The organism is Variovorax xiamenensis (assembly GCF_050916385.1).
Taxonomy (GTDB): Bacteria; Pseudomonadota; Gammaproteobacteria; order Burkholderiales; family Burkholderiaceae_C; genus Variovorax.
Genome location: NZ_CP139038.1, coordinates 2,829,787 through 2,845,131, shown reverse-complemented (window position 1 = coordinate 2,845,131; position 15,345 = coordinate 2,829,787). Strand labels below are relative to the sequence as shown.

The 15,345-nt window shown below is 69.5% G+C and carries 15 protein-coding genes; 11 read left to right on the top strand and 4 right to left on the bottom strand.

The annotated features are described in order from the left end of the window. Positions 1-7: 7 nt before the first annotated feature. The 3 genes from SFB74_RS12690 to SFB74_RS12680 all read right to left on the bottom strand — a co-directional run bounded on the left by SFB74_RS12690 (position 8) and on the right by SFB74_RS12680 (position 2,426). A complete protein-coding gene (locus SFB74_RS12690; protein ID WP_432731149.1) occupies positions 8-895 on the bottom strand; it encodes a LysR family transcriptional regulator in 888 nt (295 codons plus the stop codon). A 51-nt stretch (positions 896-946) separates the two neighbouring features. Next, the gene (locus SFB74_RS12685) at positions 947-1,633 is read right to left on the bottom strand and encodes an isochorismatase family protein (RefSeq protein ID WP_432731930.1); all 687 of its coding nucleotides are present in this window, start codon (positions 1,631-1,633) and stop codon (positions 947-949) included. Positions 1,634-1,790: 157 nt separating this feature from the next. Next, positions 1,791-2,426 (bottom strand): TetR/AcrR family transcriptional regulator, encoded by a 636-nt coding sequence (locus tag SFB74_RS12680; protein WP_432731148.1) that lies wholly within the window; start codon positions 2,424-2,426, stop codon positions 1,791-1,793. Positions 2,427-2,503: 77 nt separating this feature from the next. On the opposite strand from SFB74_RS12680, the gene SFB74_RS12675 reads away from it, so the two are divergent. Genes SFB74_RS12675 through SFB74_RS12660 form a run of 4 tightly spaced genes read left to right on the top strand, consistent with a single transcriptional unit; the run spans position 2,504 to position 5,878 of the window. After that, positions 2,504-3,040, top strand: coding sequence for a DoxX family protein (locus SFB74_RS12675; protein WP_432731147.1), 537 nt, complete (start codon positions 2,504-2,506; stop codon positions 3,038-3,040). Between the two features lie 55 nt (positions 3,041-3,095). Beyond that, positions 3,096-4,316 (top strand): helix-turn-helix domain-containing protein, encoded by a 1,221-nt coding sequence (locus SFB74_RS12670; RefSeq protein ID WP_432731146.1) that lies wholly within the window; start codon positions 3,096-3,098, stop codon positions 4,314-4,316. Between the two features lie 48 nt (positions 4,317-4,364). Next, entirely contained in the window at positions 4,365-5,051 is a 687-nt protein-coding gene (locus tag SFB74_RS12665) for a Vgb family protein (RefSeq protein WP_432731145.1), read from the top strand. A gap of 41 nt (positions 5,052-5,092) precedes the next feature. Then, positions 5,093-5,878, top strand: coding sequence for a DUF899 domain-containing protein (locus SFB74_RS12660; RefSeq protein ID WP_432731144.1), 786 nt, complete (start codon positions 5,093-5,095; stop codon positions 5,876-5,878). 594 nt (positions 5,879-6,472) lie between these two features. Here SFB74_RS12660 and SFB74_RS12655 read toward each other — a convergent pair. Next, positions 6,473-7,765 carry a LysR family transcriptional regulator gene (locus tag SFB74_RS12655; RefSeq protein ID WP_432731143.1) on the bottom strand — a complete coding sequence of 431 codons (1,293 nt, stop codon included), beginning with the start codon at positions 7,763-7,765 and terminating at the stop codon, positions 6,473-6,475. Between the two features lie 168 nt (positions 7,766-7,933). Here SFB74_RS12655 and SFB74_RS12650 point away from each other — a divergent pair, with 168 nt between their 5' ends. The 7 genes from SFB74_RS12650 (at position 7,934) to SFB74_RS12620 (ending at position 15,340) form a co-directional block, all read left to right on the top strand. Further along, positions 7,934-8,962, top strand: coding sequence for an amidohydrolase family protein (locus SFB74_RS12650; protein WP_432731142.1), 1,029 nt, complete (start codon positions 7,934-7,936; stop codon positions 8,960-8,962). Positions 8,963-8,968: 6 nt separating this feature from the next. After that, positions 8,969-9,670 (top strand): 4-carboxy-4-hydroxy-2-oxoadipate aldolase/oxaloacetate decarboxylase, encoded by a 702-nt coding sequence (ligK, locus tag SFB74_RS12645; RefSeq protein ID WP_432731141.1) that lies wholly within the window; start codon positions 8,969-8,971, stop codon positions 9,668-9,670. Positions 9,671-9,709: 39 nt separating this feature from the next. Then, entirely contained in the window at positions 9,710-11,065 is a 1,356-nt protein-coding gene (locus tag SFB74_RS12640; RefSeq protein ID WP_432731140.1) for an MFS transporter, read from the top strand. Positions 11,066-11,137: 72 nt separating this feature from the next. After that, a complete protein-coding gene (locus SFB74_RS12635; RefSeq protein ID WP_432731139.1) occupies positions 11,138-12,442 on the top strand; it encodes a gallate dioxygenase in 1,305 nt (434 codons plus the stop codon). Between the two features lie 35 nt (positions 12,443-12,477). Next, positions 12,478-13,464 (top strand): Bug family tripartite tricarboxylate transporter substrate binding protein, encoded by a 987-nt coding sequence (locus SFB74_RS12630; RefSeq protein WP_432731138.1) that lies wholly within the window; start codon positions 12,478-12,480, stop codon positions 13,462-13,464. A gap of 11 nt (positions 13,465-13,475) precedes the next feature. Further along, positions 13,476-14,468, top strand: a complete 993-nt coding sequence (locus SFB74_RS12625) for a Bug family tripartite tricarboxylate transporter substrate binding protein (RefSeq protein WP_432731137.1) — start codon at positions 13,476-13,478, stop codon at positions 14,466-14,468. A 23-nt stretch (positions 14,469-14,491) separates the two neighbouring features. Next, complete coding sequence (locus SFB74_RS12620; RefSeq protein WP_432731136.1) at positions 14,492-15,340, top strand: metal-dependent hydrolase; 849 nt, start codon at positions 14,492-14,494, stop codon at positions 15,338-15,340. The last annotated feature ends 5 nt before the right edge of the window (positions 15,341-15,345 follow it).

Here is a 15,345-nt window from a genome sequence, read left to right as displayed (position 1 = left end):
GCGGCTGCTAGCGGTAGTGGCCCGCCATGAAATCGATGAAGGCGCGCACCGCGGGCTGCACATGCCGCGTGCGCGGATACAGCGCCGCGTAAGTGCGCTGCCCCAGAGTGACTTCCGGCAGCACGCGCACCAGGGCACCCGACTGCAGGTCGGAGCGTACCGTGTGCCATGTCAGCGCCGCAATGCCGAGCCCGCATTTCGCGGCCGAGTACAGCGCGGTGATCGTGTCGCAGGCAAAGCGCGCCTCCGGCTTGAACGTCTGCTGCCCACCGTCGGGCGTTTGCAGCGTCCAGTGCGCGGGGCTTTCCGGCCCGTTGTGAAGCAGGCACTGGTGCTTCGACAGCTCCTGCGGCGTCTCGGGCAGGCCGTGGTCCACCAGGTAGCGTGGCGCGGCGACCAGCACCATGTCCGATACCGCCAGCGTCCTCGCCATCATCGAGGCGTCCTCGAGCTCGGCACTGATGCGCAGGGCGACGTCGATGCCCTCGGCGACCAGCTTCGTGAAGCGGTCGGTGCAGACCACTTCCAGCCGGATGCCGGGATGGCGCGCCTGGAACGCCGGCAGCCACTCGGGCAGGTCGAGCGTCGCGATCGCCAGCGGCATGCTCACCTTCAGCGTGCCCGAGGGCGCCTTGCCGTCGGCCGCGACATCCGCCTGGGCGGCGTCGAGCCGCGAAAGGATGTCGGTGCATGCGGCGTGGTAGCGGTTGCCCGCCTCGGTCAGCGTGATGCCGCGCGTGTCGCGCCGCACCAGCTGCGCGCCCAGCGATTTCTCGAGCGCCTGCAGCTGGCGCGACAGGCTGGAGTGCGTCGTGTCCAGCGACTGCGCCGCGGCGGAGAGGCTCTTCGCCTGCGCAATGCGCTGAAAGGCGCGCATCGCCTTGACCTGATCCATGCGCCGCCCTCCCGCGGGTACTGCTGAAGCCGCGTATTTTCCGCCAGGCCGTCAGGCGACCGGCAGGGCCACGATCTGCGCGGTGGTCAGCACGTCGCCGAAGGTGTCCTCGATCTCGGCCAGCGCCGCGCGATGCAGGCTGTCGTGCGACACGGTATCGCCGTTCTCGCGGCGGATCGCCCGGGTGGCGGTGGCGTCGGACGACACCACCACGTCGAAGCCCTGCGGGCCTGCATCGCGGGCCGCGCCGGCCACGCATGCATGGGTCATGAGGCCTGCGATCACCAACGTCTGCACGCCGGCCGAACGCAGCTGCTGCGCGATGTCGGTGCTCGCGAAGACGCTGACGGTGGTCTTCTGCACGACCTTGTCGCGCGGGCGCGGCTGCATGTCGGCGTGGAACCTGACTGTGTCGCCCTCCTTGGCGAAGGTGGCCGAGCCTTCAGGCGCGATGTGCTGGATCTGGAAGACGGGAATGGCGTGCTCGTCGGCCCAGGCCAGCAGGCGCTTCGCCTGGGCCGCGGCGCGCGGACCATCGACGATCGGCATGCGGCCGGTGAAGTATTCGTTCTGGAAGTCGATCACCAGCAGGGCCGTCGCGTTGCGGCGCAGCCGCTGGACCGGCTTCGCGCCCGACATGGCGCGAATCGTGGGCGTGGGCGAGCCCGTGGTTGTTGCCGCTGCGGCTGCGGAGGCGCCGACGATGCCGGCTGCGTACGGCGCGACGAGTGCGCCCATGAGTCCGCGGCGAGAAAGTCCTGATGAGAAAGGCATGTTTGCTGTTCCTGTAGGTCCATCGAAAGTGATGGAGGAAAGTCTAGGAACGGCCCTGCCCTGCGCCTAGGCTGGCGCGGCGACATGTGTTGTGCGGAATGCGCACAGCACGCCCTCGCCTTCAGTCCGGGGCAGCCTTCGCCGCGATGCCGTCGAGCAGGACGTCGAGCGCCTGCTCGGCGCTGAGCAGCAATGCATCCAGCGGTGTCTCGGGTGTGCGCATCACGCCCACGCCCAGCAGCGTGGAAAGGCCATGCACCATCGCCCAGCAGGTGTGCGAAAGCTGCCTGGTGTCGCCCTCCCGGAAGGTGCGGTCGGCCTGGCCGTCTGCGACCAGCTGGAGCAGCTGATCGAAGAGCCGGGCGCCGGCCTGCACCAGCCCCTCGTTCGACTGCGATTGCGACACCGCGCCGAACATGTGGGCCAGCAGCCGGGGAAACCTCAGCCCGAAGCCGACGTAGGCGCGCCCGCATGCCTTGAGCCTCGGACGAGGCCCGGCGGGGGCGGCGTCGATTGCCGACTGGCAGGCTGCCAGCATTTCCTCGAAGCCCTGCAGCGCCACAGCCTCCATCAGCGCGCGCTTGTCCTGGAAATGACGATACGCCGCGGTATGCGAAACGCCGACGGCCTTGGCCATCTCGCGCATCGACAGGCCGTCGAGGTTGTCGCGTTCCATCTGCTCGCGGGCATAGGCGAGGAGGACGGCTTTCAGGTCGCCGTGGTGATACGAGGAAGTGGATGAAGGCGAGGTGCTCATCGGAAACGCCCTGATGTTGACAGTGGAAACTATACGCTCGCACAATGTTTCCACTGTAAACACACCTGTCTTCCATCATGAGCTTTCTTCTTTTCATCGCCTCCTTCGGCGCGATCTCCTGGGTGGTTTCCCGGCTGCTGAAGCGTCCGCTCGGCCTGCGTGCCGCCATGCGCTGGGGCATGGGCCTCGGCTTCCTGTTCACCGGTGTCGATCACTTCGTGAGCGCCTCCACCCGCTATGCACCGATGATTCCCGACGCCCTCGCCGGGCACGCGCTGGCGTGGGTCTACCTGACCGGCGTGGCCGAGCTCGCCGGCGGGCTGGGCCTGCTGATCCCCGTGTCGGTCTACAAGCGCCTCGGTTTGCCCAACCTGCAGCGGCAGGCGGGCATCTGGCTCTCGGTGATGCTGGTGTGCGTGGTCAGCGCGAACATCAGCGTCGCGCTCAAGGGCCAGACGGTGCAGGGGCTGGAGTTCGGCGCCTGGTACTTCTGGATCCGGCCGCTGTTCCAGCCTGTCTTCATCGCATGGGCGCTCTACTGCTCGGGCGTCTGGCCCAGGCAACCGTCCGTGGCGCGCGCAACGGAGCCTAAGGGCGGGAAGCTGGCCGCCTGAAGCGAAACAGCACAAAAACGGGCGCCGGAGGCCGCCATCAAGATAATCCGCCTCCATGGACTCCCTCATCGCCGCCTCCGCACGCGCCCTCGCCGCCGGCGATGCACTCGGCGCGCTCAAGCGGGTCGCCCTGCGCGACGACCCGCCGGCGCTGGCGCTGCGCGGCATCGCGATGGCGCAGCTCGGCGAGCATCCGCGTGCCCGCGAGCTGCTGCGCCGGGCCGCGCGCGGCTTCGGCGCGCATGAAGAGCTCTCGCGCGCCCGCTGCATCGTCGCGGAGGCCGAGGTTGCGCTGGCGATGCGCGACCTCGGCGGTTCGCCGCGCTCGCTGACGGCGGCGGCCAACGCGCTGGAGGCCCACGAAGACCATGCCAACGCGGTGCAGGCCCGGCTGATCGCGGCACGGCGCCTGCTGCTGCTGGGCCGGCTCGAAGAAGCGGGCGCCGCACTCGCCCGACTCAACACGCGCGGCCTGCCGCCGTCGCTTGTGGCGGTGGCCGAACTGGCGGCGGCCGAACTGTCGCTTCGCTCTCTGCGCATCGCGCCCGCGCAGGCGGCACTTGCGCGCGCGAACGAGGCGGCGATGCGCGCGCGCGTGCCCGCCCTGCTCGCCGAAGTGACCGAGGCACGGGCCGCGTTCGAACGCCCCGCCGCCCGGCGGATCGGCTCCGGCGGCGAGCAGCCCTTGCGCCTCGACGAAGTCGCCGCCCTCCTCGCCTCCGACACGCTGGTGGTCGACGCCTGCCGCCGCGGCCTGGGTGCCGGCGATGCATGGCGGCCGCTGGCGCGACGGCCGGTGCTGTTCTCGCTGGCACGCTCGCTGGCCGAGGCATGGCCGGGCGACGTCGATCGCGAAGCGTTGATCGAGAGCGCCTTTCGCACGCGCCACCCCGACGAGACGCATCGCGCGCGCCTGCGCGTCGAGATCGGCCGCCTGCGCGCGCTCGTGGCGACGCTGGCGAGCATCGAGGCCACGCCGCGCGGCTTCGTGCTCGGGCCGCACGGCGGGCGCGGCGTCGCGGTGCTGGCGCCGCCCATCGACGGCGAGCAGGCTTCGCTGACGGCGCTGCTCTCCGACGGCGCGGCATGGTCCACCTCGGCCCTCGCGCTGGCGCTGGGGGCCAGCCAGCGCACGGTGCAGCGCGCTCTGGTCGAGCTGGAGGCGCAGGGCCGGGTGCGCTCCATCGGCAAGGCGCGGGCGCAGAAGTGGCTCGCGCCGCCGCTGGCGGGATTCACGACGATCTTGTTACTCCCCGCCGCGCTGCCTATTGAATAGAGTTGTCTCCAGGCGCCGATCCGAGGCGCTTCACACAAGGAGCCAACGATGAGCAGCAGCAAGACAGCAGGCAAGGGCCGTCCCCAGGCAACAGTGCGCGCAGCCGAGATCGTGCGCGAATACGGCCCGTTCGGCGGCGCCGGCCAGATCCACGGCGTGACCCACGACGGCAAGCGCGTCTGGGCCGCCACCGGCGCGAAGCTGGTGGCCTTCGACCCGGCCAGCGGCGAGACCAGCCAGACGCTCGACGTCGCCTGCGACGCCGGCACCGCCTTCGACGGCAAGTACCTCTACCAGATCGCCGAATCGCGCATCGACAAGATCGACCCCGCCACGGGCAAGGTGCTCGCCTCCATCCCCTCTCCCGGCAACGGCTACGACTCGGGCCTCACCTGGGCCGAGGGCAGCCTGTGGGTGGGCCAGTACCGCGACCGCAAGATCCACCAGGTCAACCCCGAGACCGGCGCGGTGGTGCGCACCATCGAGTCGAACCGCTTCGTCACCGGCGTGACCTGGGTCGACGGCGAACTCTGGCACGGCACATGGGAAGCCGAGGAAAGCGACATCCGCCGCATCGACCCGCAGACCGGCGCAGTGCTGGAGCGGCTCGAAATGCCGCGCGGCGCCGGCGTGAGCGGGCTCGAGTCGGACGGCGCGGATCTCTTCTATGCCGGCGGCGGCGCGAGCGGCAAGGTGCGCGCGGTGCGCCGGCCCCACTCCAGCCGCCAGCAGTGAATCGTTCATTCATTCAATCAATCACTCAGTCAGGAGTCACCATGAACACCTCGACCATCGAAACACCCGGCATGACGAACCATCGCGTCGTCTCCAGCGAGCAATGGCTCGCCGAGCGCAAGGCATTCCTGGCTCGCGAGAAAGAGCTGACGCACCTGCGCGACCAGATCGCCCGCGAGCGCCGCGCGCTGCCGTGGGAGCGCGTGCAGAAGAACTACGTCTTCGACACGCCCGAGGGCAAGCGCACGCTGGCCGAGCTCTTCAAGGGCCGCAGCCAGCTGCTGGTGCAGCACTTCATGCTCGGCCCGGACTGGGAGCAAGGCTGCCAGAGCTGCTCCTTCATGGCCGACCACACCGACGGAATGAACGTGCACCTCGCACATCGCGACATCACGCTGGTGGCCGTCTCTCGCGCGCCGCTCGCCAGGATCGCGCAGTTCCGCGAACGCATGGGCTGGCACTTCGACTGGGTGTCGTCGCACGACAGCGACTTCAACATGGACTTCCATGTCAGCTTCACGCCGGAGGAGATCGCCACCGGCGAGGTCTACTACAACTACGGCAAGCTGCCCTTCCCGCACGACGAGGCGCCCGGCATCAGCGCGTTCTACCGGAACGAAGCCGGCGAGGTGTTCCACACCTACTCGACCTTCGGCCGTGGCGTGGAAGTGATGATGGGCGCCTACAACCTGATGGACCTCATGCCCAAGGGCCGCGACGAGCGCGAGGTGCCCTACAAGATGGAATGGGTGCGCCACCACGACCGCTACGAGTCGCAGGCGCAGGCGCCGGCCATCGGCGCCTGCTGCCACGACAAGCACGCCTGAGGCGCGAGCGGCAGTCCGGGCGCGTGAAAGCGGAGACATCATGGCAAGCCTCTGGCCCTGGCTGGCGGTCGCGGGAGTGGGAGCCCTCCACGGGCTGAACCCCGCCACCGGCTGGGGCTTCGCGGCCGCGTGGGGACTCCGGTCGGGTGACAGTTCGCGGGTGCTCCGGGCCCTCGTGCCGATCGCCGCAGGGCACGCCACGTCCATCGCGCTGGTAGCAACTGCCGTGCTGTTCGTTCCGTCGATGGATCGCATTGCTCTGCAGTTGGCCGCGGGTGCGTTGCTTGTCGCGGCTCTCGCGCATCACCTGTGGCACAGCAAGAGACCGGTCCACAAGCGCGTGCCGTCCGGCCACGCCGGGCTGGCGCTCTGGTCCTTCATGATGTCCACCGCCCACGGCGCCGGGCTGATGCTGGTGCCGGCGCTGATCCCGCTGTGCATGAGCGAGGCTCCGGCGGCCCGAGAGATCACCGCGTCAGGCTCGCTGATGCTGGCGTTCGCGGCGGTCGGCGTGCACATGACGGCGATGCTGGCCGTCACCGGTGCGGTCGCGGCCGGGGTATGCCACGGCGTCGACGTCGCCGCGGCGCAGCTTCACTTGCGTCCATTCGGCGCGCGGAAGTCGGGCGACCCGGCCACCACCTTGCGGATCTCCTCCATCAATGCCCGCGCGCCCGGCGAGGGGAAGGCGCCCTGGCGCTGGCTCAGGCCGATCTCGCGCTGGGTTTCCTCCAGCGGAAAGTCCAGCACCACGAGGCTGCCGTCGCGGATCTCGTAACGCAGCTGGTGCGCGGAGATCGCGGTGAGCATGTCGCTCTCCAGCAGCAGGCTGCGCAGCACGGCAAGGTCACCGGTTTCCACCGCGGGCACCGGCGGCTCCTGGCGCGCATCGGAAAAGAAGCGTTCCAGCAGTTCGCGCGAGGGCGAACCGGGGCGCGAGAGCGTCCACCTCGCCTCGCGCAGCATCCTGAAATCGATGCGCTTCGCGCGCGCAAGCGGATGGCCCGCGCGCGCGATCACCGAGATGCGGTCCTCGAAGAGCGGCTCCTGCTGCAGGTCTTTGGCCTCCCCTGCGGTGCGCAGCGCGCCGAGGATGAAATCGATGTCGCCGCTGCGCAGCGACGCGGCCAGCACGTCGTAGGGGCTCTCCACCGTCGCGACGTGCAGGCGCGGATGCCGCTCCAGCAGCGAGGCGATGGCCAGCGGCAGTATCTGCGTGCGCCCCAGCGGCAGCGCGCCCACCACCACGCGGCCCTGCAGGGTGCCTTCGCTGGCCGCGATGTCGGGGCCGATGTGTCGCAGCTCCGACAGCACGCGCCTGAAGTAGAAAGCCACGATCTCACCGGCCGGAGTGGCCGAGAGCCCGCGCGCGTTGCGGTTGAAGAGCGTCACGCCCAGCCCGCTTTCGAGGTCCTTCAGCGCACTGCTGATGGCCGGCTGCGTGATGCCGAACTCGCGCGCGACGGCAGGCATGTTGCGCTTCTCCGCGAGGCTCGCGATGACCGCGAGCCGCCGGCCGTTCAGGATGGAAGCGAAGAGCGAATGCACGTCGGCCGCACCATCGACGCCGCCGCGCGCCGCCAGTTGCGTGCGCGCCTCCTCGAACTCCCGCTCGATGCGAAGCGCGCGCACAAGCACCAGCTCGCCGTACGCATTGAGCGCCACGCCGCGCGGCCCCCTGTCGAACAGCGGCCTGCCGAGCACGGCCTCCAGGTCGAGGATCGAACGCGTCACCGCCGACGCCACGCGGAAAAGCGCATCGGCCGCCGCCGCGATGCTGCCCGCCGACGCCACGGCAGAGAACGCGCGCAGGTGGCGCAGGTTGATGCCCAGCGCCACGCTGTCGGCGTGCTCGATAACTTTGTGATTCCCGTCGTTGCGACTCATGGCCCCGAAGATTCCTCTCAAGCCGCCATTTTCGCCACCACGGGTAAACCCTCGGCGATAAAAAAGACTGATGGCAGCGCAACGCTAACTCACGCCACGCAAGGCGGCCGCGGCGCAGACTTCTTCCATGCTTGAAGCATCCCCTGCACACCACCCGGAGCGCCGCGCATGATCATCGACTGCCACGGCCACTACACCACCGCGCCCAAGGCCCTGGAGGCCTGGCGCAACCGGCAGGTCGCCGCCATCCAGGACCCGTCGGCCAGGCCAAAGGTGTCTGAGCTGAAGATCAGCGACGACGAGTTGCGCGAATCCATCGAAAGCAACCAGCTGCGGCTGATGAAGGAGCGCGGCAGCGACCTCACCATCTTCAGCCCGCGCGCCAGCTTCATGGCGCACCACATCGGCGACTTCGAGGTGTCCTCCACCTGGGCCGCCATCTGCAACGAGTTGTGCCATCGCGTGAGCCAGCTCTTTCCCGATCACTTCATCGGCGCGGCCATGCTGCCGCAGTCGCCCGGGGTCGATCCGGCCAGCTGCATCCCCGAGCTGGAGCGCTGCGTGAACGAGTACGGCTTCGTGGGCATCAACCTCAACCCCGACCCGTCGGGCGGCCACTGGACCAGCCCGCCGCTGTCCGACCGGCACTGGTATCCGATCTACGAAAAGATGGTGGAGCTGGGCATTCCCGCCATGGTGCACGTGAGCACGAGCTGCAACGCCTGCTTCCACACCACCGGCGCGCACTACCTGAACGCCGACACCACGGCCTTCATGCAGTGCCTCACCTCGGACCTGTTCAAGGACTTCCCGACGCTGCGCTTCGTCATCCCGCACGGCGGCGGCGCTGTGCCCTACCACTGGGGCCGCTTCCGGGGCCTGGCGCAGGAGATGAAGAAGCCGCTGCTGAAGGACCACCTGCTCAACAACATCTTCTTCGACACCTGCGTGTACCACCAGCCGGGCATCGACCTGCTCACGCGCGTGATCCCGGTCGACAACGTGCTCTTCGCCAGCGAAATGATCGGCGCGGTGCGCGGCATAGACCCCGAGACCGGCTTCAACTACGACGACACGCGCCGCTACATCGACGCCACGCCGATGCTCGACGACAAGGCGCGCCATCAGATCTACGAGGGCAACGCGCGCCGCGTGTATCCGCGGCTGGACCGCGCACTCAAGCAAAGAGGACTCTGAAAGACCATGCCTGCCACTCCCCTCCTCCAGGAACTCGGCGTAGTGCACCGCAACGTAGTGCGCGCCGACGCGGCCACCGTCGAGAAGCTCTCGCGCTTCGGCGTCTCCACCGTGCACGAGGCGCTGGGCCGCCTCGGCCTGATGGCACCGCGCATCCGCCCCATCCACCCCGAGGCACGCATGTGCGGCACCGCCGTGACCGTGCTGCTGCAGCCCGGCGACAACTGGATGCTGCATGTGGCCGCGGAGCAGATCCAGCCCGGCGACGTGGTCGTTGCCGCCTGCACCGCCGACAGCACCGACGGCTTCTTCGGCGACCTGCTCGCCACGTCGTTCAAGGCGCGCGGCTGCAAGGGCCTCGTGATCGATGGCGGCGTGCGCGACGTGCGCGACCTCATCGCGATGGACTTCCCGGTGTTCAGCCGCGCCATCCACTCCAAGGGGACGATCAAGGCCACGCTGGGCTCGGTCAACGTGCCGGTGGTCTGCGCCGGCGCGCTGGTGCAGCCGGGCGACGTGGTGGTGGCGGACATCGACGGCGTGGTGGTCGTGCCCGCGCAGCTCGCGGCGCGCGTGGCCGATGCCGCCGAAGCGCGCGAAGCCAACGAAACCGGCAAGCGCGCCCGCTTCGCCGCCGGCGAGCTGGGGCTGGACATGTACGGCATGCGCGAGCCGCTGGCCAAGGCCGGCCTGCGCTACGTGGACTAGACCGGGACCGCCTGTTCAGAACAACGAGAGACAACGGCAATGAACAACCCGGCCCGTATCGACGTCAAGGCGTTCATCGACGAGCGCCCCATGAGCGCCATGCAGTGGCTGCTGCTGGCGCTGTGCTTCCTCGTGGTCGCGGCCGACGGCATGGACGTCGCGATCATGGGCTTCCTCGCGCCCTCCATCCTGCAGGAATGGGGCGTGTCGCGCGCCGCCTTCGGCCTCGTGATGAGCGCCGCGCCCATCGGGCTGGTGTTCGGCGCGCTCGTGGCCGGCCCCGCCTCGGACCGGCTGGGCCGCAAGACGGTGCTGACGGCGTCGGTGTTCCTGTTCGGCGTGTTCACGGTCGCCACCGCGTTCGCGCAGGACCTGACGCAGATGGGGGCACTGCGCTTCCTGACCGGTCTAGGTCTCGGCGCGGCGATGCCCAACACCACCACGCTGCTGTCGGAATACGTGCCGCAGCGTTCCCGCTCTCTGCTGATCGCCGTGATGTTCACCGGCTTCAACCTGGGCTCGGGCGTGGTGGGCTTCGCGGCCGCATGGCTCATTCCGCACTTCGGCTGGCGCTCGGTGCTGGTGATGGGCGGCGCGCTGCCGCTGGTGCTCGTGCCCCTGCTGCTCGCGTTGCTGCCCGAGTCGGCCCGCTTCATGGTCGTGCGCCGGCAGCCGGCCGAACGCATCGCCGCGGTGCTGGGCCGCATCTGCCGCACCGTGTTCCCGGCCGGCGCCACCTTCGTCGCGACGGAGCCGCCGGTCGCGGCGAAGAAGCCCATCGGCGTGCTCTTCTCGCGCGGCTACGGGCTGATGACGCTGGCGCTGTGGGTCACCTACTTCATGGGCCTCTTGGTCATCTACCTGCTGACGGGCTGGCTGCCCACGCTCATCAAGGACGCGGGCCTGCCCATCGAGACCGCCGCGACCGTGACCGCGATGTTCCAGATCGGCGGCACGGTCGGCGCCATCCTCGTCGGCTGGACGATGGACCGCGTGGCGCCGACGCGCGTCATCGCCGCGGCCTATGCGGCCGGCGCGGCCTGCATCCTTTGCCTCGGCTCGGCCGGTGCGCTGTCGGCATCGCTCGCGCTGCTGGTGGCGCTGGCCGGCTTCTTCATGAGCGGCGCGCAGACGGGACTCAACGCCTTCGCACCCGGCTGCTACCCGACGATGGCGCGCGCCACCGGCGTGAGCTGGATGCTGGGCATGGGCCGCTTCGGCAGCATCGTCGGCTCGATGTTCGGCGGCGTGCTGCTCACCATGGGCTGGGGCTTCGGCGCCATCGTGTCGCTGCTGGCCCTGCCCGCGCTGCTGGCGGCAGCCGCCGTGCTCAAGGCCCGCCCGGCCGAAGCCGACGACGACTCCGCCGGCAGGCCCGAGCTGGCGCGGGGCTGAACCCGCATGCCGGCTCCTTTCTTCGCACTTTCTCCCTTCATCGCGCCACACAGGGCGCAGGAGTAACCCAATATGGCCCAGATCATCGGCGCCGTCGCCTGCTCGCACACACCCACCATCGGCTTCGCCTTCGACAAGAACAAGCAGAGCGACCCGGTGTGGGCTCCCATCTTCGAGGCCTTCGCGCCGGTGCAGCAATGGCTGGCGGAGAAGAAGCCCGACGCGCTCTTCTTCATCTACAACGACCACGTCAGCTCCTTCTTCTTCGACCACTACTCGGCCTTCTCGCTGGGCGTGGGCGAGCGGCACGAGGTGGCCGACGAAGGCGGCGGCGCGCGCGACCTGCCGCCGCTGGCCGGCCATCCGGCGCTGGCGCGGCACATCGGCCGCTCGCTGGTGGCCGACGAGTTCGACATGTCCTTCTTCCAGGACCGCGCGCTCGACCACGGCGTGTTCTCGCCGATGTCGCTGCTGTGCCCGCACAAGCCGGCATGGCCGATTCCGGTGATTCCGCTGCAGGTCGGCGTGCTGCAGTCGCCGGTGCCCTCGGCGCGGCGCTGCTACCGGCTCGGGCAGGCGCTGCGGCGCGCGATCGAGAGCTATCCGGACGACATCAAGGTGGCCATCGTCGCCACGGGCGGCCTCTCGCACCAGGTGCACGGCGAGCGCGCGGGCTTCAACAACACGGCATGGGACGCACAGTTTCTCGAACTCATCGAGAACGACCCGGTGCGTCTGACCGAGATGACGCAGGCCGAGCTGGCGACGCTGGGCGGCATGGAAGGCGCCGAAGTCATCATGTGGCTGGTGATGCGCGGCGCGCTGTCGTCGAACGTGCGCAAGACGCACCAGAGCTACTACCTGCCCTCGATGACGGGCATTGCCACCGCCATCTACGAGAACCTGGCGAGCCCGCCCGTCGCCGGCGAGGTGGAGCGCCACCGCCAGCGCATGGCCCAGGAGCTGGCCGGCGTCGAGAGGCTGCAGGGCACCTACCCGTTCACGCTGGAGACCAGCGTGCGCACCTACCGCCTCAACAAGTTCCTGCACGGCATGACGCGCCCCGCCCATCGCGAGGCATTCCTTGCCGACGAGGAAGCAGCCTTCGAGGCCGCCGGCCTGACGGACAGGGAGCGCGACATGGTGCGCCACCGCGACTGGCGCGCGCTGATCCAGTACGGCGTGATCTTCTTCATGCTGGAGAAGCTGGGCGCGGTGGTGGGCGTGTCGAACCTGCACATCTACGCCGCGATGCGCGGCCAGTCGCTGGAGGACTTCCAGCAGACCCGCAACGCGCCCGGCGCGCTGTATTCGGTGGCCGGCAAGGATGCCGCACCGCAAGCCTGGGACAACGCCGCCGCACCGCAGCCGCGCTGAGCCCGCCCCCGATTTCGATTCCGGAGACAAAGAAGATGACGAGAACCCTGCTTTCCCGGCGCCTTGCACTGGGCATGGCCACGCTGGTCGCATTCGGCCAGATCGGCACGGCCAATGCGGCCGACGCCTTTCCCTCGAAGCCCCTGAAGATCCTCGTGGGCTACAGCGCCGGTGGCGCGGTCGATGCCATCGCGCGCTCGGTGGGCCTGCGCATGTCGGCCATCCTCGGCCAGCCGGTGGTGGTCGAGAACAAGCCGGGTGCCGGCACGAACATCGCGATCAAGTCGGTCATCACCAGCGCGCCCGACGGCTACACGCTGCTGCTGGCCGCCAATGCGCTGGCGGTGAACCCCTCGCTGTTCCAGCCCGCGCCCTACGACCTGGAACGCGAGTTGACGCCCATCGCCTCGGTCGGCCGCGTGCCGGTGGTGTTCACGGTGCGCGAGGAATCGCCGATCAGGACGCTGCAGGAGCTGGTCGCAGCGGCCAAGGCCAAGCCAGGCGGCGTGACGGTCGCCACGCCCGGCAACGGCTCCACGCCGCATCTCGCGATGGAGCTGTTCCAGCACACCGCCGGACTGCAGTTGCGGCACGTTCCGTACAAGGGCGGCGCGCAGGCGCTCACCGACGTGCTCGGCGGCCACGTCGAAGTGGTGGCTGTCAACGCGCTCGAGGCGCTGCCGCTGGCCAAGTCCGGCAAGCTGCGCGTGCTGGCGGTGATGAGCGCCGAGCGCTCCGCCGTGCTGCCGGGCGTGCCGACCGTCGCGGAGTCGGGCTACCCGGGCTTCGAGGCCAGCGTCTGGTACGGCTTCGTCGGACCGGCCGGGCTACCCAAGCCGGTGGTCGAGAAGCTGCACGACGCGGTGCAGAAGGCCATCGACTCGCCCGAGGTGCGCAACCAGCTCGCGGCTGCGGGCGGTGTTCCGCTGCCGGGACCGACCGCGCAGTTCGACAGGCTGCTCAAGGCCGACGTGGCGCGCTACGGCAAGCTGATCCGCGAAGCCGGCATCAAGCCCGATTGAGGACGAAGGCCATGACCACAGGCATCACCCGTCGCCAGGCCCTCGTCGCGGCCACGGCCCTGCTTCCGGCAAGCCGCGCCGCCATGGCGCAGCAGGCCTATCCCGCCAAGCCGATACGCATGGTCATTCCCTTCACGCCCGGCGGGTCCACCGACGTGCTCGGGCGAGCCATCGGCATCGAGCTGGGCCGTGCATGGCACCAGCCGGTGGTGGTCGACAACCTGCCCGGCGCGGGCGGCTCCATCGGCGCGGACAAGGTGGCGAAGTCGCCCGCCGACGGCTACACGCTGCTGATGGGGCACATCGGCACGCTGGCGATCAACCCTTCGCTGTACCCGAAGCTCGACTATGACCCGGTGCGCAGCTTCGCGCCGGTGGCCTGGGTGGCGCGCGTGCCGAACGTGCTGGTGGTGCACGCCTCGGTGCCGGCGCGTTCGCTGGCGGAGCTCATCGCGCTGGCGAAGACGCGTCCGGGCCAGCTGGCCTTCGGATCGGGCGGCAACGGCAGCGCGGCGCACATCGCCACCGAATACCTCAAGCTGCAGACGGGCGCCTCCTTCATGCACGTGCCGTACCGGGGCACGGCGCCGGCCGTCACCGACCTGCTGGCGGGCCAGCTGCAGCTGCTCTTCACCGGCGCGCCCGCGCTGCTGCCGCACATCAAGGCCGGCAAGCTGCGCGCGCTGGCGGTGTCGAGCCCGAAGCGCATCGCGCTGCTGCCCGACGTGCCGACGGTGGCTGAAAGCGGCGTGCCCGGCACCAAGGACTTCGAAGCCGACCAGTGGTACGGCGTGGTCGCTCCGGCCGGAACGCCAGCGGACATCGTCGCCATGCTGAACAGGCAGATCAACCAGTCGCTCAATGCGGCGGAGGTTCACGCGCGGCTCGCGGCCGAAGGTGCCGAGCCCACGCCCACCACGCCGCAGGCCTTCGGCGAGCTGATCGCGAGCGAGATGAAGCGCTGGAACCGCGTGATCAAGACCGCCCGCATCACCGTCGACTGACATCACGCAGGAACACAACGAACATGAAGCTCCTCGCCCGCCTGCTTCTCGCCCTCGTCACCGCGACGCTGCTCGCCGCCTGCGCACAAGCACCTCAATCGCCGCAATCCCCGCAAGCCAGGGGCGGCGGCAAGACCGAAGTGCTCTGGCTCGGCCAGTCCGCGTTCCGCATCACCACGCCGGGCGGCAAGGTGATCGTGACCGACCCGTGGCTCAAGCAGAACCCGCTGACGCCCGCCGAGTACAAGAACCTCGAGGCCTTGGGCAAGGTCGACGTGCTGCTGGTCACGCACGGCCACCTCGACCACTTCGCCGACGCGCCGGCGCTCGCGCAGCTCAACCAGGTGCCGATGTATGCGCCCGGCGACATGAACCAGACGGTGAGCGTGCTCGGCATCCTGCCGCCCGCCCTGGCGCCGCGCTTCAACAAGAGCGGCACCATCACCCCGGTGCCGGGCATCAAGGTGACGGCCGTGCACGCCGAGCACTCGTCGATCATCGTGTGGAAGAACCCGGCCACCGGCAAGGACGAGGTGCACCCCGGCGGCGAGCCGGTGGGCTACATCATCGAGCTGGAGAACGGCTTCCGCATCTACCACATGGGCGATACGGGCCTGTTCGCCGACATGAAGTTCATCGCCGACTACTACAGGCCCGACCTCGTGCTGATGCCCATCGGCGGCCACTTCACGATGGGCCCGGCCGACGCGGCCTACGCCACGCGCGAATGGCTGCGCCCGCCCGCGGTGATACCGATGCACTATGGCGCCAACCCGCTCGGCAAGGGCACGCCGGACGAGTACATCCGCGCACTGGGCAGCAGCGGCACGCGCGTGCTGGCGCTGAAGCCCGGCGAGAAAGCCATCTTCTGAAGGAA

Coding starts and splice junctions, on each gene's coding strand:
- SFB74_RS12690 (WP_432731149.1), bottom strand. CDS start 895: ATGGATCAGGTCAAGGCGATGCGCGCCTTTCAGCGCATTGCGCAGGCG.
- SFB74_RS12685 (WP_432731930.1), bottom strand. CDS start 1,633: ATGGGCGCACTCGTCGCGCCGTACGCAGCCGGCATCGTCGGCGCCTCC.
- SFB74_RS12680 (WP_432731148.1), bottom strand. CDS start 2,426: ATGAGCACCTCGCCTTCATCCACTTCCTCGTATCACCACGGCGACCTG.
- SFB74_RS12675 (WP_432731147.1), top strand. CDS start 2,504: ATGAGCTTTCTTCTTTTCATCGCCTCCTTCGGCGCGATCTCCTGGGTG.
- SFB74_RS12670 (WP_432731146.1), top strand. CDS start 3,096: ATGGACTCCCTCATCGCCGCCTCCGCACGCGCCCTCGCCGCCGGCGAT.
- SFB74_RS12665 (WP_432731145.1), top strand. CDS start 4,365: ATGAGCAGCAGCAAGACAGCAGGCAAGGGCCGTCCCCAGGCAACAGTG.
- SFB74_RS12660 (WP_432731144.1), top strand. CDS start 5,093: ATGAACACCTCGACCATCGAAACACCCGGCATGACGAACCATCGCGTC.
- SFB74_RS12655 (WP_432731143.1), bottom strand. CDS start 7,765: ATGAGTCGCAACGACGGGAATCACAAAGTTATCGAGCACGCCGACAGC.
- SFB74_RS12650 (WP_432731142.1), top strand. CDS start 7,934: ATGATCATCGACTGCCACGGCCACTACACCACCGCGCCCAAGGCCCTG.
- ligK (WP_432731141.1), top strand. CDS start 8,969: ATGCCTGCCACTCCCCTCCTCCAGGAACTCGGCGTAGTGCACCGCAAC.
- SFB74_RS12640 (WP_432731140.1), top strand. CDS start 9,710: ATGAACAACCCGGCCCGTATCGACGTCAAGGCGTTCATCGACGAGCGC.
- SFB74_RS12635 (WP_432731139.1), top strand. CDS start 11,138: ATGGCCCAGATCATCGGCGCCGTCGCCTGCTCGCACACACCCACCATC.
- SFB74_RS12630 (WP_432731138.1), top strand. CDS start 12,478: ATGACGAGAACCCTGCTTTCCCGGCGCCTTGCACTGGGCATGGCCACG.
- SFB74_RS12625 (WP_432731137.1), top strand. CDS start 13,476: ATGACCACAGGCATCACCCGTCGCCAGGCCCTCGTCGCGGCCACGGCC.
- SFB74_RS12620 (WP_432731136.1), top strand. CDS start 14,492: ATGAAGCTCCTCGCCCGCCTGCTTCTCGCCCTCGTCACCGCGACGCTG.